The sequence below is a fragment of the Pantoea sp. NSTU24 genome (assembly GCF_050157905.1).
In the GTDB taxonomy this organism is placed as follows: Bacteria; Pseudomonadota; Gammaproteobacteria; order Enterobacterales; family Enterobacteriaceae; genus Pantoea.
Map to the genome: position 1 here is coordinate 406,045 of NZ_JBKIWZ010000001.1, position 15,960 is coordinate 422,004.

The following is a 15,960-nucleotide window of genomic DNA, read 5'->3' on the forward strand; positions in this document are numbered from 1 at the left end:
GAGGCGCAGAGGCCTCCCGTTTTTATCACGCCCGGCAGGGGTGACGTCTGATCCAGCGCTCGCGCAGTTTGTCCCAGACCCAGTTGTAGAGCATCGTGTAGGGTAAAAAGAAGAGGAAAAAGACGATTTCCACCAGCAATGCCTGCCACAGGGAAATATGCAGCATCGCGGCCGCGATCGGCAGGCCAATCAGGATAAACCCGCCTTCAAACCCCAGCGCATGCAGTATGCGCACGCCCGTTCCGCGTTTCTGACCTGGCGCATAGAGACGATCAAATCCGCTGTTATAGATCATGTTCCAGAGCATCGCCACGGTCGACAGTATGATCGCAAGCGTGCCCATCTGAAACAGGGGCTTATTCATAATCCAGGCCGCCAGCGGCGATACGGTCAGAATCGCCAGGGTTTCAAAACAGACAGCGTGCAGAATACGTTCTTTCAGTGAGCGGGTACGCATGATTCATTCTCCTTTCATAATGCGGCGCATTCTTACACGCCGGAATGGTAAGATAAAATGACTACCTATCGGAAAAAGCGATGGATTGAATGCGTTACTCCCCGGAATCCCTTGAGGCTTTTATGCAGACAGTGGCAAGCGGATCGTTCTCCGCTGCAGCACGCGCCCTGGGTAAAAGCCAGTCCACCATCAGCGCGGCGGTCGCCAGTCTGGAAGATGATCTCGGCTTTGCGCTGTTCGATCGCGCGGGGCGTCAGCCGGTGCTCACCGAGCAGGGGCGCCGCGTCGTCCCGCAGATCCAGCAGATCCTGTCGGCGAGTGAGCGGCTGGATGCGCTGGCCATACGGCTGTCGCAGGGCGTCGAGCCGCGCCTCAGTTTTGCCATGTCTGATTTCTGGCAAACCGATCATCACGAACAGCTGCTCAGGCAGTTTGATCGTCGTTATCCGGAGATTGAGCTGGAGGTCATGATTGCTGAGGATGGTGATGTGCTGGATTTGCTGCAGGCCGGACGAGTCCATCTGGGCGTGGTGCGGGCGCAGCCTGTTCTGCCGGTGGATATTGCGGTGGCACGCCTGCAGGTTGAGGCGCAGATGGCGGTCTTTTTACATCGCGATCACCCGCTGGCCCGGCATCGCACCCTCAGCGAAAGCGAGCTGGAAGGCGTCCGGCATCTGCGGTTAAACACCTGGGTTGAGGCTGCTGAACCCGCGCCGACGGGACGTATCTGGTCAGCGCCGACTTATCTTCTGCTGCTGGAGATGGCGGAGCAGGGGTTTGGCTGGACGATTCTGCCGCGCTGGCTGGTGAAACAGTTCGGGCATGGTGTTCTGAAGGAGCTGCCAATGCCGGGCTGGCCGCAGCATATTGCGGTGGAGGTCGTCTGGTCACGACGGACGCCACCCGGCCCGGCGGGGCGCTGGATGATCGATCAGCTTTGCGCTCAGCCCCGGGTTTAGTCGTGGCGGGCGATATCAGCAAACGGCGCATCCAGCAGGCGGGCCAGATCGTCAGGTGCCAGTTCGATATCCAGTCCGCGTTTACCACCAGAGATAAACATGGCGTTGAAGTCGCGGGCAGAGTAGTCGATGACGGTGGGCAGCCGTTTTTTCTGACCGAGCGGACTGATTCCGCCCACCAGATAGCCTGTCACTCGCTGCGCCAGCTGCGGGTCGGCCATCTCCGCTTTTTTCGCACCCAATGCTTTTGCCACTTTTTTCAGATCCAGCTGCGTCGGGACAGGCGTCACCGCAACGGCCAGCTGTTTCGCCTCACCATTCAGCGCCACCAGCAGCGTTTTAAACACCTGACGCGCGTCCAGACTGAGTTTCCGGACCGCTTCATCACCAAAATGGGTTTCATTGCTGTCATGCTCATAAGGGTGAAGCGTGAAGCTGACATTCTGTTTTTCCAGCAATTTTACGGCGGGCGTCATACAGGTTCCTTACTCAGAAAAATCTTATTACGCATAAACAGGGAAAAAGGTGGCGAAAGTTTGTGCTTTGAGTGAAAATTGGCCGCGCGCCAGCAACCCGATTGCTGAGCGATAACCAGAATCATAAACAAATTCCTCTTTGACGGGCCGATAAAGTCATCGGCTCGCTTTTTTTCAGGGCCGCTTCAGCATCTCCGGCAGATTATCTTCGCCATAGAGGTGCAGGGCACCGACCGCCACCACATAGTTTCCCGCCGCCAGGGCCTGCAGCCGATGGCACCACTGCGCATTACGCTGCCCGATCAGCGTCTCGTTCAGCGCCTGGCTGAAGGTAGCAGGCAGGCTGATGTCAGGCTGGCGTGGTGGTGTATCCAGCCACCAGCTCACCATCATCTGCAGCAGTCGTGCATTGGTGTGCCAGTGCTGCAGCGTATCCTGCAACAGCGCCATGCCATCATCCGGCAGTGCGGTCAGCAGGGCGATCTGCGCATCGGCCCCTTCCAGTTCAATCACCGGTTTGTTCAGCCCCTTAGCCGCCTGCAAAAGCTGATAATCAATGCCGTAATCCGGGCGCAATCCCAGCCTCTGGGCCTGCTGAGCCTGTAGCATCAACGCAATCTGCCAGGCGGGCAGATGATCAATCAGGCTCAGGTTCAGGCTCATCTCCTGACACTGCGTAGTCAGGATCTGCATCGCCTGGCTGTCCAGGCGGGTAGAGAGGGCCGGACGATCGCCACGATGGTCAAAGGGTGAGCCGCCCTGGGTAATATCGGCTTCCACAATCAGCGCATCCGCCTGCTGTAACTGACGCAGCAGGCGGGCGGGCAGTGGCTGCATATCGCGCGTGCCCATGTGGATGCTGCCAACCAGGTGCAGATAACGGTCGCCAAGCCGGACATCCCTCGCAGGCCAGCGGTAACTGGCGGGAAAAAGCGGGCTGAAAAAGCTGCGCAGTGAGCGCCAAACGTTGCCTGACATTCCCGTTCCTTAGCGATTCAAAACCCCATGCTAGCGACTTCAGCGCGTGAAAAACAGCGCTGAAGTGGAGTTACGGGCGCGGTGGCCGGTACCGCAGCAGCCGGTTGGCATTGCTGACCACGGTGATAGAGGAGAGCGCCATAGCGGCACCCGCCACAATCGGGCTGAGCAGGGTGCCCGTCAGCGGATAAAGCACACCAGCCGCCACCGGAATACCGATGCTGTTATAAATAAATGCGCCAAACAGGTTCTGCCGGATATTACGCAGCGTGGCTGAAGAGAGCGCTAGCGCATCCGCCACGCCGTTGAGATCGGCGCGCATCAGCGTAATGCCTGCGGTTTCAACGGCCACATCACTGCCGCCGCCCATTGCAATGCCCACGTCGGCCTGCGCCAGCGCAGGTGCATCGTTAATGCCGTCGCCTACCATCGCGACGCGACGCCCCTGCTGCTGTAACTCAGCGATGGCTGCGGCTTTGCCTTCCGGCAGCACCCCCGCAATGACCTCATCGAGGCCGGCTTCGTCAGCAATAGCGCGCGCGGTCTTCTCATGGTCGCCGGTCAGCATAATCAGGCGATAGCCCTGCTGATGCAGGCGTTTCAGCGCCGCACCGCTCTCCGGCCGCAGCGTATCGCGCAACGCAATCAGGCCGGTGAGCTGACCCTGTTCGGCCAGTAAGACTGGTGTGGCACCCTGTTGCGTCAGACGCGCTATCTCTGCTTCTGCCGCCTGGCAGTCCACGCCGTTCTCCTGCAGCAGTGCGGCGTTGCCCAGCAGCAGCGTTCTGCCATCCAGCGTACCGCTGACCCCTTTGCCGCGTATTGTACGAAATTGCGCTAATTCGGGAGAGCGGGGCAGTTTTGCTGCGTCCACGATGGCTTTCGCCAGCGGATGACCCGAGGTCCTTTCCAGCGCCGCCGCCGTGTTCAGCACGGCTTCGCGGCTGACTCCGCCCCAGGTCAGCACTTCACTGACCTGCGGTGTGCCCGCCGTCAGCGTGCCGGTTTTATCAAAGACCAGGGTGTCGATCTCGCTGGCACGCTGCAGGGCATCGGCATCGCGTACCAGCACGCCCAGCTCGGCCGCGCGGCCCACACCGGCAATAATCGACATGGGGGTCGCCAGGCCCAGTGCGCAGGGGCAGGCGATAATCAGTACAGTTGTGGCAATCACCAGCGTGTAGGCAATCTGCGGCTGCGGCCCGAAAAGATACCAGATCGCGCCGCTTAGCAGGGCGATCAGCACCACAACGGGGACAAAAACGGCGGAGATGCGGTCGGCCAGTCGCCCCACATCCGGTTTGCTGCTTTGCGCCTGACGTACCAGCCGGATGATGCGCGAGAGGGTCGTGTCGTTGCCGGTCGCCCGGGCGACGAAGGTCACCGATCCATCCTGCACCAGGGTGCCAGCAAAAACCTGCGCTCCTGCGCTTTTGGTCTGGGGCACCGCTTCGCCGGTCAGCATCGCCTCATCAAACCAGGCTTCACCAGTGCTGATTTCGCCATCGACCGGCACCCGGTCGCCGGTGACCAGGCGCAGCGTCATGCCGGATTCTACCGCACTGACCGGGATCATCCGGTCACCTTCAGGTTCAGTCAGACGTGCCTCGGCGGGTGTCAGATCCAGCAGCCGTTCCAGCGCCTCGGACGATCGCTGACGGGCGCGCTGCTCAAGGGCGTGCCCCAGATTGATCAGACCCAGAATCATCACGCTGGCTTCGAAGTAGAGATGGCGAGCCTGAGGCGGGAAAAAGTCGGGCCACAGCACCACGCTGAATGAGTAAATCCAGGCGGCGCCTGTACCGAGTGCCACCAGCGTATCCATGGTGGCGCTGCCATTGCGCAGACTGCGCCAGGCGCTGCGATAGAAGTGGCTGCCGGTGAGGACCATGATCAGCAGGGTCAGCACGCCCAGCCCGCGCCAGAGGCCCTGATTGCTGTCGGTGAGCATCATGTGACTGCCCATCATACCCCAGATCATCAGCGGCACGCCGAACGCTAATGCGACTCCAGCCTGCCAGCTAAACCGGCGCATCGCGTTGCGGGCGCTGTGCTGCTGCTTTTCACGGCGCTCCTGTTCGTTGTCCACGACCTCTGCACCGTAGCCTGCGGCATCGACGGCGGCCACCAGCTGCTGCGGGTCAGCGTTCCCCAGCACCAGCGCACTGCGTTCGCCAAGATTGACCCGCGCCTGGCTGACCCCCGGGACCAGCTGCAGCGCTTTTTCTACCCGACTGACGCAGCTGGCGCAGCTCATGCCCTCAATCAGCAGCATGCGGGTGGAGTGGGTCTGTTTTGCCGGATAAGAAGTGGACTCCGTTGTCAGCGCCTCCGGCGGCGGCTCCGATGCTGTCAACGGTTCAGGCTTTGGGGAGGCCGCCGGTTTCAGCGTGGCGTGATAACCTGCCTGCTCAATGGTTGCGATCAGCGCAGCGGCGTCCGCCCGACCGGAGACAAGCGCCTCCTGCTGAGTGACATCGGCGTGATCAACATCGTCGCGCTGTTCCAGTGCCTCTTTGACACGTTTGACACAGTGCCCACAGGAGAGGCCATCAAGTGACAGTGAAAGGGTATGTGACATCATCAACTCCCTGGTTAACAGATTTGACCCGCAGGCCAGTTTCGATTCATGCTTAAGCATAAACCTTCCATCAAGGGGAAGGTCAAGGAGAGCGGAATGAACATCAGCGATGTGGCGAAGAAGACCGGACTGACCAGTAAGGCGATCCGTTTTTACGAAGAGAAGGGGATCGTCACTCCGCCGTTACGCAGTGAAAATGGCTATCGTCGCTACAATGCGCATCATCTTGATGAGCTGAATCTGCTGCGGCAGGCGCGGCAGGTCGGCTTTACGCTGGATGAGTGCCGCGAGCTGGTGGCGCTGTTTAATAATCCGTCGCGCCACAGTGCGGATGTGAAAGCCCGGACGCTGCAAAAAGCAGACGAAATCGCGGCGCATATTGAAGAGCTGCATGCAATGCGGGCGCGACTGCTGACGCTGGCAGAGGCCTGTCCGGGCGATGAGGGGGCCGAGTGCCCCATCATCAATAATCTGGCTGGCTGCGGCCATCAGCGTGGCTGAATACGCAGGGTAATTCCCTCTATGCCCACCACTACGACCGGTGTGCCCGCCGGCAAATCCTGATCCGCCTCCACCCGCCAGCTGCTGTCTCCGATGCGCACATGACCGATGCGGTTATGCAGCGCACTCTCCAGCGTCAGCTGCAGACCGATCATCTGCCTGCCGCGCGCGTTCAGGGCCGTGGGCGGATGCGTTTCACGCTGGCGCATCCAGCGATACCACAGGAAAACGCAGACCAGCGTCAGCACGGCAAACAGCAAGCCCTGAGTTGTCCAGCTTAGCGGCACAATCCACTCAATAATGCCGACAATGAGCGCGGCCAGCCCGCTCCACAGAAGGTAACCGCTGGTGCCCAGCATCTCCGCTGCCAGCAGTAACCCGCCCAGCGTCAGCCAGAACCAGTGTGGATGCGCAACAATCCCGGCCAGCATCAGCGTGTCGACTCAGTGCGCGATTCTTTCAGCAGTTCACCAATGCCCGCAATCGAACCGAGCAGACTGCTTGCCTCCAGCGGCATCATCACCACTTTGCTGTTGTTGGCCTCACCAATCTTCTGCAGCGCATCGGTGTATTTCTGCGCCACGAAGTAGTTGATGGCCTGAATATCACCGGCCGCGATCGCTTCCGAAACCATCTTCGTGGCATTCGCTTCCGCCTCCGCCTGACGTTCGCGTGCTTCTGCCTGCAGGAACGCTGAGGTTCGTTCACCTTCGGCCTTGAGGATCTGCGACTGCTTATCGCCTTCTGCCCGCAGGATCGCCGCCTGGCGCACCCCTTCGGCCGTCAGAATATCGGCGCGCTTGGTTCGCTCTGCTTTCATCTGTGCATTCATCGCCCCCACCAGCTCCTGCGGCGGACGCACGTCGCGGATTTCGATGCGAGTGATTTTGACACCCCACGGGTTGGTCGCCTCATCGACGATATGCAGCAGGCGCGTGTTGATGCTGTCACGCTGAGAGAGCATTTCGTCCAGCTCCATGCTGCCCAGCACGGTGCGCATATTGGTCATAGTGAGATTCAGAATCGCCTGTTCAAGATTGCTGACCTCATAGGCGGCGCGCGCCGGGTCAACGACCTGAATAAAGCAGACCGCATCAATGGTCACATTGGCGTTATCTTTAGAGATGATCTCCTGAGAGGGGATATCCAGCACCTGTTCCATCATATTGATCTTACGACCGACACGATCCATGAACGGGATTACCAGGCTCAGTCCTGGCGTCAGGGTGCGGGTGTAACGGCCAAAACGCTCAACCGTCCACTGAAAGCCCTGTGGCACAATTTTAACGGTCGCCCAGACCGCCACCAGCGCCAGAATAATCAGGGCGGGAATGACTGTAATCATATAACCTCCACATTGTCAGATTGACGGGCCGAGTCGCTTCGGCCCGAGGTGATGCCGGTTAGTAGAGCAGGGAGTAGAGCTGACGGCGATAACGGGCGGCAAGTGCATCGCCGGTTCCCAGCGCCGCCAGAATCTCCTGCAGCATTTTACGCGCCTGGCCATCAGCGGCATTAAGATCGGATTTCAGGAAACTGAACAGCAGCTCCAGGGCCTCTTCATTCCGGCCAACCTGATGCAGCTGTAAGGAGAGTTTAGCAGCCAGCCCGGCGTTAGTCGGATCGGCCTCCAGCTCAGATTGCAGCTGCTGAATCTCTGGCGTGTCGGCGGCCTGCTTCAGCAGATCGATCTGCGCCATCAGGCTCTGATAGCGGGTGTCCTGATCCTGAAGCGGTACTGCTTTCAGCACCGCTTCCGCTTCATCGCTGCGGCTCAGCGTAATCAGCACCTCGGCAAGCAGGAAACCGATCTCGCTGGCCTGATTGCTCAGCTGCCACGCCTCTTTCAGCAGCGGCAGCGCCTCCAGCGATTTACCTTCCTGCATCAGCAGCATCGCCTGCTGTGCCTTCAGCTCCTCTTCACGCGGCAGGACTTTTTCCAGCAGGGCGCGGATCGCCTCTTCCGGCTGCGGCCCCTGGAAACCGTCAACCGGCTGACCATCCTGGAACAGATAGACGGTCGGGATGGATCGCAGGCCAAACTGCGCCGCTACCCGTTGCTCTCTGTCACAATCCAGTTTTGCAAGAATAAACTGTCCCGCGTATTCCTGCGCCAGGCGCTCCAGCACCGGCGTCAGCTCCAGACAGTGCTGGCTGCGCTCAGACCAGAAGTAGAACAGCACCGGCAGCTGCATCGACTGCTCAAGGGTCTGTTGCAGGTTAGATTCGTTGATGTCGACGATCGAAGCTTGTGGTGACATGAATAAGTCTCTTTGCAAAAAGTGTTCTAAGGATATGGGGCCAACTGGCCCGGCTTCAAGCGTAATTGCGCCCGGTGAATCAGTGGCTGCGCAAAATGCGATCCAGCATCCAGCCAGGCAGTAACCGTTTCAGCAGGCTCATGACATGTGCAACCACTGTCACCGGATAGCGTAAACGTGGATGAGGACTCTCGAGTGCGTGACGCAGTTTAGGCAGAATAGCCTCCGGTGGCAGGGTAAAGCGCGCCGCGATGCCGGGATTGCGCACCGGATTATGCTGTTCGCCCTGGGTCACGTTATCAGTAAAGCGGGTCTCAATCGGACCGGGTTCAATCAGGCTGACCCGAATCCCGCTGCTGCGCACCTCAAGCCGCAGCGCATCGCTCCAGGCCTCCAGCGCATACTTACTGGCGGCGTAGGCACCCCGGCCAGGTGTCGAAATCAGGCCCAGCACGGAGCTGGTATTAATAATGCGGCCATCGCCGCTGGCCTGCAGGGCCGGTAAGAGCCGCAGGGTCAGCTGATGCACGCCAAAGAAGTTGCTGGAAAACTGCTGTTCCAGCTGCTGGCGGGAAAGTGTCCGCAGCGGGCCATAGAGACCAAAACCGGCGTTGTTAAACAGTGCCGAGAGGCGGTTTTCGCAGAGTGCGAGCACGGTATCTGCCGCCTGATCCACGCTCTGCGGATCGTCGAGATCCAGCGGTAACCCTGTAAAGCCCAGCGTGTTCATGCGCTGGACATCTTCTGCTTTACGGCAGGCGGCGATCACCCGATACCCCCGCGCCAGCAAATCCTGCGCGGCAACCAGGCCAATTCCGCTGGAACAACCTGTAATCAGAATGGTTTTTTGCATTTCTTTACCCTTTTTGCGCATCCAGGCGCGCTACGGCTGCTTAACTAAGGGAGCCAGTTCTCTGGCCATCAACCCGGCGATAAACGGCTGGGCATCGGGATTGGGATGAATGCCATCCTGCTGCATCCATTCGGGTTTCAGGTAGACCTGCTCCATGAAGAAGGGCACCAGAGGAATGTTATGCTGCTGCGCTAATTCGGGATAGATGTTGCTGAACGCCTCGGTATAGCGGCGGCCATAGTTCGCAGGCAGGCGAATCTGCATCAGCAGCGGCTTTGCGCTGGCGGCCTTGATATCATCGATGGCCTTGCTCAGCGTCTGCGCAATGGTATCAGGCGGAAAGCCGCGCAGACCATCATTACCGCCCAGTTCGATTAACACCCACTGGGGCTGATGCTGTTTTAATAGCGCAGGCAGACGGGCCAGGCCCTGTGCGGCCGTGTCACCGCTGATGCTGGCGTTGACCACTTTCGGTTTCTGCTGCCACTGTTTATCCAGCAGGCTGGGCCATGCCGCGGTGGCAGACATGCGATAGCCCGCGCTCAGGCTGTCGCCCAGCACCATCAGCGTATCGGCAGCCGCCAGACGCGACACCAGCAGAAGAATCAATAACAGGAAGGGATAATGCCAGCGGAAAACATTGTTGAAGTTCATCATCTTACTAAGTCCGTCGGTCAGGGAGAGCATCAGTTAACCATCCTTACCGGAGTTGAGTTGGTTGTCAAACGAGCCGAGACCATTGCGTTGATTGGCGAGTCGGGTTCCGGCAAGTCAACCCTGCTGGGGATTCTGGCCGGGCTGGACGACGGCAGCAGCGGGGAAGTCCATCTGCTCGGGCAGCCGCTGCACCGGATGAATGAGGAGCAGCGCGCGGCCCTGCGCGCAAAACAGGTCGGCTTTGTGTTTCAGTCTTTTATGCTGGTGCCGACCCTGAACGCACAGGAGAACGTGCAGCTGCCTTCGTTGCTGCGGGGTGACAGCGATCGTCAGAGCCGGGAACAGGCGCGTGAGCTGCTGACGCTGCTCGGACTGGGTGAACGTTTGCATCATCTGCCCGCGCAGCTTTCAGGTGGTGAGCAGCAGCGGGTCGCGCTGGCCCGCGCTTTCAGTGGCCGCCCGGGCCTGCTGTTTGCCGACGAACCGACCGGCAACCTCGATCGCAAAACCGGTGACCGCATCGCCGATCTGCTGTTTTCCCTGAACCGCGACTTTGCCACGACCCTGATTCTGGTGACGCATGACGAGCAGCTGGCGGCGCGCTGCGACCGTCGCCTGCGGCTGCGTGACGGCAAACTGTGGGAGGAGCAATGATCTGGCGCTGGTTCTGGCGGGAGTGGCGTTCGCCCTCGCTGCTGATTGTCTGGCTGGCCCTGACACTGGCGGTCGCCTGCGTGCTGGCGCTGGGATCGATCAGCGATCGCATGGAAAAGGGGCTGAATCAGCAGAGCCGTGATTTTATGGCAGGCGACCGCACGCTGCGCAGTAGCGCGGCGGCACCGGAAGCCTGGCTGGCAAAAGCGCGTGAAACCGGCCTGACGGTGAGTCGTCAGCTGACCTTTATGACCATGACCTTTGCCGGTCAATCGCCGCAGCTCGCCTCCGTCAAGGCGGTGGATGACGCTTACCCGATGTTTGGCACGCTGCAGACACAGCCGCCGGGTCTGAAGCCGCAGACGGGGACCGCCCTGGCCGCACCCCGGCTGATGGCGCTGCTGAATCTGAAAGTGGGCGATATGCTGGAGGTCGGAGACACTCAGCTGCGCATCAGCGGCGAGGTGATCCAGGAGCCGGATGGCGGTTTCAACCCCTTTGAAATGGCGCCACGCCTGCTGATCAACCAGGCTGATGCCGCGAAAACGGGGGCGATTCAGCCGGGCAGTCGACTCACCTGGCGCTACAAATTCGCCGGCAATCCCGATCAACTGGCGCGCTATGATCGCTGGATTGAGCCGCAGATCAGGGCAGATCAGCGCTGGATCAGCACAGAGAACTCAGAAGATGCGCTGGGGCGTTCGATGCAGCGTGCGCAGCAGTTTCTGCTGCTGTCGGCTTTGCTAACCCTGATGCTGGCGATTGCAGCCGTGGCGGTCGCCATGAGTCACTACTGCCGCAGCCGCTACGATCTGGTGGCGGTGCTGAAAACGCTGGGCGCGACGCACGGCGCGCTGCAGCGGCTGATCATTGGCCAGTGGCTGGCGGTGCTGCTGCTGGCGGCAATAGCCGGTGGCCTGGTCGGGCAGGGCGTGGAGGCAGTCCTGATGACGATGCTGAAACCAGTGCTGCCTGCCAGTTTACCGGCGGCCAGCCTCTGGCCGTGGATCTGGGCCATAAGCGCGCTGTTTGTGATTTCACTGCTGGTAGGACTGCGCCCCTATCGCCTGCTGCTGGCAACACAGCCGTTGCGGGTACTGCGGCGCGATGCGGTTGCCCGCCTCTGGCCGCTGAAGTTTTATATGCCGGTGATGGCCGCGGTTGTTATCACGCTGTTAGCCCTGCTGGTGGGCGGCAGTAAGATGCTCTGGGCACTACTGGCAGGCGTGGTGGTGCTGGCGGGCTTGCTGGCCATCACTGGCTGGGGCACGCTGCTGTTACTGCGACGACTGGTGGTGCGCAGACTGGCCCTGCGGCTGGCAATCAACCGGCTGCTGCGCCAGCCCGGCATGACGCTGAGTCAGCTCGCGGCCTTTTCGCTCTCGTTTATGCTGCTGGCCCTGCTGCTGGTGATGCGGGGCGATCTGCTGGATCGCTGGCAGCAGCAGTTACCGGCCGACAGCCCGAACTTCTTCCTGCTGAACATCAGTGCAGATCAGGTGCCGCAGGTGCGGGATTTCCTGCAGGCGCACCAGATTAAGCCTGAAACCTTTTACCCGATTGCCCGGGTGCGGCTCAGTGAGCTTAACGGTAAACCGGCCGATCCTGAGCGGGACAATGCCCTCAATCGTGAACTTAACCTGACGGCACTGGCCGAGCGTCCGGATCATAATCCGCTGGTGGCCGGTCACTGGCCACCGGCTGCAGGCGAGGTGTCAATGGAGGTGGAGCTGGCAGAGCGGCTGGGCGTGAAGCTCGGTGATACGCTGACGTTTGAGGGCGATACGCAGACTTTCAGCGCCCGTATTTCCAGCCTGCGCAAAGTGGACTGGGAGAGCCTGAAGCCCAACTTCTTCTTTATTTTCCCGCCGGGGGCGCTGGACAGCCAGCCGCAGACCTGGCTCACCAGCTTCCGCATGGCGGCCGAACCGGCGCTGCTGGCTCAGCTGAACCGCGCCTTTCCGACGCTGAGTCTGCTGGATATCGGCAGTATTATGCGGCAGATCGGGCAGGTACTGACGCAGGTCAGTCAGGCGCTGGAGATTATGGTGGTGCTGGTCACCGCCTGCGGTCTGCTGCTGCTGCTGGCGCAGGTTCAGGTCGGGATGCGTCAGCGCCGGCAGGAGCTGGTCGTCTGCCGCACGCTGGGGGCCGGTAAGCGCCTGCTGCGTACAACGCTGTGGTGTGAGTTTGCCCTGCTTGGTGTGGTTTCCGGCGTTGCGGCAGCGATGGGGGCAGAGGCGGCGCTGTGGGGATTGCAGACCCGAATCTTTGATTTTCCCTGGCAGCCTGACTGGACGCTCTGGCTGGCGCTGCCGTTGTGTGGCGCACTGCTGTTATCACTCTGCGGCGGCTGGCTGGGAATCCGGTTACTGAAAGGAAAGGCACTGTTCAGGAAATTTGACGCGGCGTAAGGGATAGCGGGATTTTAGCCTCACACGGACTGCACGTAGCCAGCATGCGGTCGTCCTCCGGAACGCACCCGTTACCCGCGTCTTCCTGTGACTGACAGGCGACGGTTCCATCGCGCTGTGCTTTCTGGCTGCCCTTACGCCATCATCAGGCTTAAGGGCAGGGGATTACAGCTTCTCAACGGCCCACGCGATACCGCTGGTGTACTCTGCGGGCAGCTGCGGCACCAGCGCCTGCAGCGCTGCCTTAAGCCGCGCTGTGTCGCTGTCGTTCAGATTGAGATGGCCCACTTTACGGCCCGGACGCACCTCTTTGTCATACCAGTGCAGATGCACCAGCGGCTGCTGCAGCCAGCTGAGATTCACATCGGTGCCAATCAGGTTGACCATCGCTGACGGCGCAAAGACCACCGGCTGCGGCAGCGGCAGGCTGAGAATGGCGCGCAGATGCAGCTCAAACTGGCTGATCGAGGCACCATTCTGCGTCCAGTGGCCACTATTATGGACACGCGGCGCCAGCTCATTGATCAGCAGACCGTCAGGTGTGACAAAGCACTCCATCGCCATCACGCCAACATAGTTCAGCGCCTGCATAATCGCACTCAGCATCGCTTCAGCCTGCTGCTGTTGTGCCGGATCTGCCTGAGGCAGGGCAACGCTGGTGCGCAGAATGCCCTCCTGATGCAGGTTATGCGTCAGCGGATAGAACACGACGTTGCCATCGTGACCGCGCGCGCCCACCAGTGAGACTTCACCGGAAAAGTTGATGCCCTGTTCAACGATGCATTCGCCGTAACAGGCATCCGGCAACTGATGCGTATCCGCGGCGCGCAGACGCCACTGACCGCGTCCGTCATACCCGCCGGTGCGGCTTTTCACAATCGCCAGCTCGCCCAGCGTAGCAAACACCGCTGGCCATTCACTTTTGTCTGCTAACAGCTGCCAGGGCGCAGTGGCCAGGCCAAGCTCGTCCAGCAGCTGCTTCTGCGTCAGGCGATCGGCCAGACGCGGAAAAATATCGCGGTTAACAAAAGCCGGATGACGGGCCAGTTCACGCGTCAGCGCGGTTTCCGGCCAGCGTTCGATTTCCGCTGTGATCACGCTGTCGGCAATCGGCAGAGCCGCAGGATCGGCGTCCAGACCCACCGGATGAACGGCAATTCCCAGGGGTTCACCCGCCTGGCGCAGCATACGGCCTAACTGACCGTTGCCCAGTACGCAAACCGGCTTCATGCCTCCTCCCGCGGATCGGGGTGGTTAAGCACCTCATCGGTCTGGCTCTGACGCCAGGTGTCGAGACGTGACGCCAGCGCGCTGTCATGCAGCGCCAGAATCTGCGCCGCCAGCAGGGCGGCATTGGCGGCCCCGGCTTTACCAATCGCCAGCGTGCCAACCGGAATACCGCGCGGCATCTGCACGATCGAGTAAAGGCTATCGACGCCACTCAGCGCCGCGCTCTGCACCGGTACACCCAGCACCGGCACCAGGGTTTTGGCTGCCAGCATTCCCGGCAGATGGGCTGCGCCACCCGCGCCCGCAATAATTACCTGAAAGCCATTGTCCGCTGCGGTTTCGGCGAAGCTGAACAGTTTATCCGGGGTACGGTGCGCAGAAACCACTTCGACATGAAAAGGGACGTCCAGGCTGGTAAGAATGTCAGCGGCGAACTGCATGGTGGCCCAGTCACTTCTGGAACCCATTACAATGGCGATGCGAGCCGGGGCGTTGGATGACATGCGGTCAACTCCTGTGGATGAACAAACAGACCTGGCCGGGCGGACAGGTTTTGAAGGGCACAGAGAATAGCATGACAGAGACGGAAGGAAAACGGTTGCGTCGCGCTTAATGCCGTCGGTTTAACGGCAGATCAGAAGTCAAATTCAGTGAGCTGAATGCCACTGGCGTCAAGCTGAATCATGGAACCCCGCTCATGCCAGGCCCCCAGTACCGCGCGCTGTGCCGTTTCGCCCTGCACCTCCAGCGTATGAATTGCCGGGCGGTGAGTGTGGCCGTGAATCAGCAGCGGCACCTGCTGGCGCTGCAGGGTTGCGATGACCGCATCCGGGTTCACATCCATGATGCTCTGAGATTTGTGCTGGTTAGCCTGCTTGCTGTCGGCCCGCATCCGCGCGGCAATCCGTTTACGGATCCGCAGTGGCAGCGCCAGAAACAGCCGCTGGATCCAGGGATTATGCACTCTGGCGCGAAAGCGCAGATAACCCGCATCATCCGTGCAGAGCGTATCACCGTGCATGATCAGCACGCGCTGGCCATAGAGCGTTAATACCTGCTCTTCCGGCAGCAGGGTCATGTTGCTGGCGCGTGCAAAGCGGCGACCCAGCAGGAAATCGCGGTTGCCATGAATAAAGTAAACCGGCACCGGCAGAGCGCGCAGGGCGTCGGCAACCTGCTGATGTAGCGGATTGGGATCGTCATCGCCTATCCAGGCTTCAAACAGATCGCCAAGAATATAGAGCGCGTCGCAGTGAGGCGCTTCGCGCGCTAAAAAATGCAGAAAACCGGCGGTAATCGCCGGTTCTTCCTGACACAGATGGAGATCTGCGATAAACAGGGTGCGCGACATTACTCGCTGACGGTCACTTTCTGGATAACAACGTCATCCTTTGGCACATCCTGGTGCATACCGCTGCGGCCGGTTGAAACCGCTTTAATCTTCTCAACCACATCCATGCCTTCAACCACTTCAGCAAACACGCAGTAACCCCAGCCCTGAACGCTTTCATCACGGAAGTTCAGGAAGTCGTTATCTGCCACGTTGATGAAGAACTGTGCGGTCGCAGAGTGCGGCGCAGAGGTGCGCGCCATAGCCAGCGTACCTTTGGTATTTTTCAGGCCGTTGTTCGCTTCGTTTTTGATTTCAGCTTTGGTTTCTTTCTGCTTCATGCCCGGTTCGAAACCACCGCCCTGGATCATAAAGCCGTTGATGACACGGTGGAAAATGGTGTTGTCGTAAAAACCTTCACGGCAGTAATCCAGGAAGTTCTGTACGGTGGCCGGCGCTTTATCATCGAAAGTTTTGATTACGATATCGCCATGGTTCGTCTGGAAAGTTACCATTTTTGTTGTCCTGTAAAGGTTGTGATCAGTAGCTGAGGTCGCTCTGTTAATTGGCGTACCCCTTTTAGTCGACGGTTCTTATATCATAATTTCC

The 15,960-nt window shown here is 60.0% G+C and carries 17 protein-coding genes; 4 read left to right on the forward strand and 13 right to left on the reverse strand.

Annotation, left to right across the window (positions count from 1 at the left end; all coding sequences use genetic code 11):
• Positions 1–25 precede the first annotated feature (25 nt).
• Positions 26–457 carry a multidrug/biocide efflux PACE transporter gene (locus ACLHDD_RS01885; protein ID WP_427102701.1) on the reverse strand — a complete coding sequence of 144 codons (432 nt, stop codon included), beginning with the start codon at positions 455–457 and terminating at the stop codon, positions 26–28.
• Positions 458–546: 89 nt separating this feature from the next.
• Between ACLHDD_RS01885 and ACLHDD_RS01890 the strand changes: the two genes are divergently transcribed.
• Positions 547–1,416: a LysR family transcriptional regulator gene (locus ACLHDD_RS01890; protein ID WP_427102702.1), complete on the forward strand. Its 870-nt coding sequence runs from the start codon at positions 547–549 to the stop codon at positions 1,414–1,416.
• Here the strand turns inward: ACLHDD_RS01890 and ybaK are convergent.
• The 3 genes from ybaK to copA all read right to left on the reverse strand — a co-directional run bounded on the left by ybaK (position 1,413) and on the right by copA (position 5,451).
• Complete coding sequence (gene ybaK, locus ACLHDD_RS01895) at positions 1,413–1,892, reverse strand: Cys-tRNA(Pro)/Cys-tRNA(Cys) deacylase YbaK (protein WP_427102703.1); 480 nt, start codon at positions 1,890–1,892, stop codon at positions 1,413–1,415. The genes ACLHDD_RS01890 and ybaK overlap by 4 nt on opposite strands.
• 174 nt (positions 1,893–2,066) lie before the next feature.
• A complete protein-coding gene (locus ACLHDD_RS01900; protein ID WP_427102704.1) occupies positions 2,067–2,870 on the reverse strand; it encodes a TraB/GumN family protein in 804 nt (267 codons plus the stop codon).
• A gap of 70 nt (positions 2,871–2,940) precedes the next feature.
• Positions 2,941–5,451, reverse strand: a complete 2,511-nt coding sequence (gene copA / locus ACLHDD_RS01905) for a copper-exporting P-type ATPase CopA (protein WP_427102705.1) — start codon at positions 5,449–5,451, stop codon at positions 2,941–2,943.
• Between the two features lie 96 nt (positions 5,452–5,547).
• Between copA and cueR the strand changes: the two genes are divergently transcribed.
• The gene (cueR, locus tag ACLHDD_RS01910; protein ID WP_427102706.1) at positions 5,548–5,952 is read left to right on the forward strand and encodes a Cu(I)-responsive transcriptional regulator; all 405 of its coding nucleotides are present in this window, start codon (positions 5,548–5,550) and stop codon (positions 5,950–5,952) included.
• Here cueR and ACLHDD_RS01915 read toward each other — a convergent pair.
• From ACLHDD_RS01915 to tesA, 5 genes are all read right to left on the reverse strand, one after another.
• On the reverse strand, positions 5,940–6,383 hold the full coding sequence (locus ACLHDD_RS01915) for an NfeD family protein (protein WP_427102707.1): 444 nt from the start codon (positions 6,381–6,383) through the stop codon (positions 5,940–5,942). The genes cueR and ACLHDD_RS01915 overlap by 13 nt on opposite strands.
• The gene (locus tag ACLHDD_RS01920) at positions 6,383–7,297 is read right to left on the reverse strand and encodes an SPFH domain-containing protein (RefSeq protein ID WP_111138979.1); all 915 of its coding nucleotides are present in this window, start codon (positions 7,295–7,297) and stop codon (positions 6,383–6,385) included. The genes ACLHDD_RS01915 and ACLHDD_RS01920 overlap by 1 nt, the downstream gene beginning before the upstream one ends.
• Before the next feature lie 58 nt (positions 7,298–7,355).
• Positions 7,356–8,213 carry a co-chaperone YbbN gene (locus ACLHDD_RS01925; protein WP_427102708.1) on the reverse strand — a complete coding sequence of 286 codons (858 nt, stop codon included), beginning with the start codon at positions 8,211–8,213 and terminating at the stop codon, positions 7,356–7,358.
• Between the two features lie 79 nt (positions 8,214–8,292).
• Complete coding sequence (locus tag ACLHDD_RS01930) at positions 8,293–9,066, reverse strand: SDR family oxidoreductase (protein WP_427102709.1); 774 nt, start codon at positions 9,064–9,066, stop codon at positions 8,293–8,295.
• A gap of 30 nt (positions 9,067–9,096) precedes the next feature.
• Positions 9,097–9,723 (reverse strand): multifunctional acyl-CoA thioesterase I/protease I/lysophospholipase L1, encoded by a 627-nt coding sequence (gene tesA, locus ACLHDD_RS01935; protein ID WP_427102710.1) that lies wholly within the window; start codon positions 9,721–9,723, stop codon positions 9,097–9,099.
• Here tesA and ybbA point away from each other — a divergent pair.
• Complete coding sequence (gene ybbA, locus ACLHDD_RS01940; protein ID WP_427102711.1) at positions 9,691–10,377, forward strand: putative ABC transporter ATP-binding protein YbbA; 687 nt, start codon at positions 9,691–9,693, stop codon at positions 10,375–10,377. The genes tesA and ybbA overlap by 33 nt on opposite strands.
• Entirely contained in the window at positions 10,374–12,791 is a 2,418-nt protein-coding gene (gene ybbP, locus ACLHDD_RS01945) for a putative ABC transporter permease subunit YbbP (protein WP_427102712.1), read from the forward strand. Before ybbA ends, ybbP begins: the two co-directional genes overlap by 4 nt.
• Positions 12,792–12,956: 165 nt before the next feature.
• Here ybbP and purK read toward each other — a convergent pair whose 3' ends face one another.
• The 4 genes from purK to ppiB form a co-directional block, all read right to left on the reverse strand.
• Positions 12,957–14,021, reverse strand: a complete 1,065-nt coding sequence (purK, locus tag ACLHDD_RS01950; protein ID WP_427102713.1) for a 5-(carboxyamino)imidazole ribonucleotide synthase — start codon at positions 14,019–14,021, stop codon at positions 12,957–12,959.
• The gene (gene purE / locus ACLHDD_RS01955) at positions 14,018–14,524 is read right to left on the reverse strand and encodes a 5-(carboxyamino)imidazole ribonucleotide mutase (protein ID WP_111138985.1); all 507 of its coding nucleotides are present in this window, start codon (positions 14,522–14,524) and stop codon (positions 14,018–14,020) included. Before purE ends, purK begins: the two co-directional genes overlap by 4 nt.
• 131 nt (positions 14,525–14,655) lie before the next feature.
• Positions 14,656–15,372, reverse strand: coding sequence for a UDP-2,3-diacylglucosamine diphosphatase (gene lpxH, locus ACLHDD_RS01960; RefSeq protein ID WP_427102714.1), 717 nt, complete (start codon positions 15,370–15,372; stop codon positions 14,656–14,658).
• The gene (ppiB, locus tag ACLHDD_RS01965; RefSeq protein ID WP_111138987.1) at positions 15,372–15,866 is read right to left on the reverse strand and encodes a peptidylprolyl isomerase B; all 495 of its coding nucleotides are present in this window, start codon (positions 15,864–15,866) and stop codon (positions 15,372–15,374) included. The genes lpxH and ppiB overlap by 1 nt, the downstream gene beginning before the upstream one ends.
• Between the last annotated feature and the right edge of the window lie 94 nt (positions 15,867–15,960).

Bases quoted from the DNA above. Each gene is read 5' to 3' on its own strand.
- ACLHDD_RS01885 (WP_427102701.1), bottom strand. From the start codon at position 457: ATGCGTACCCGCTCACTGAAAGAACGTATTCTGCACGCTGTCTGTTTT.
- ACLHDD_RS01890 (WP_427102702.1), top strand. From the start codon at position 547: ATGCGTTACTCCCCGGAATCCCTTGAGGCTTTTATGCAGACAGTGGCA.
- ybaK (WP_427102703.1), bottom strand. From the start codon at position 1,892: ATGACGCCCGCCGTAAAATTGCTGGAAAAACAGAATGTCAGCTTCACG.
- ACLHDD_RS01900 (WP_427102704.1), bottom strand. From the start codon at position 2,870: ATGTCAGGCAACGTTTGGCGCTCACTGCGCAGCTTTTTCAGCCCGCTT.
- copA (WP_427102705.1), bottom strand. From the start codon at position 5,451: ATGTCACATACCCTTTCACTGTCACTTGATGGCCTCTCCTGTGGGCAC.
- cueR (WP_427102706.1), top strand. From the start codon at position 5,548: ATGAACATCAGCGATGTGGCGAAGAAGACCGGACTGACCAGTAAGGCG.
- ACLHDD_RS01915 (WP_427102707.1), bottom strand. From the start codon at position 6,383: ATGCTGGCCGGGATTGTTGCGCATCCACACTGGTTCTGGCTGACGCTG.
- ACLHDD_RS01920 (WP_111138979.1), bottom strand. From the start codon at position 7,297: ATGATTACAGTCATTCCCGCCCTGATTATTCTGGCGCTGGTGGCGGTC.
- ACLHDD_RS01925 (WP_427102708.1), bottom strand. From the start codon at position 8,213: ATGTCACCACAAGCTTCGATCGTCGACATCAACGAATCTAACCTGCAA.
- ACLHDD_RS01930 (WP_427102709.1), bottom strand. From the start codon at position 9,066: ATGCAAAAAACCATTCTGATTACAGGTTGTTCCAGCGGAATTGGCCTG.
- ybbA (WP_427102711.1), top strand. From the start codon at position 9,691: ATGCCAGCGGAAAACATTGTTGAAGTTCATCATCTTACTAAGTCCGTC.
- tesA (WP_427102710.1), bottom strand. From the start codon at position 9,723: ATGATGAACTTCAACAATGTTTTCCGCTGGCATTATCCCTTCCTGTTA.
- ybbP (WP_427102712.1), top strand. From the start codon at position 10,374: ATGATCTGGCGCTGGTTCTGGCGGGAGTGGCGTTCGCCCTCGCTGCTG.
- purK (WP_427102713.1), bottom strand. From the start codon at position 14,021: ATGAAGCCGGTTTGCGTACTGGGCAACGGTCAGTTAGGCCGTATGCTG.
- purE (WP_111138985.1), bottom strand. From the start codon at position 14,524: ATGTCATCCAACGCCCCGGCTCGCATCGCCATTGTAATGGGTTCCAGA.
- lpxH (WP_427102714.1), bottom strand. From the start codon at position 15,372: ATGTCGCGCACCCTGTTTATCGCAGATCTCCATCTGTGTCAGGAAGAA.
- ppiB (WP_111138987.1), bottom strand. From the start codon at position 15,866: ATGGTAACTTTCCAGACGAACCATGGCGATATCGTAATCAAAACTTTC.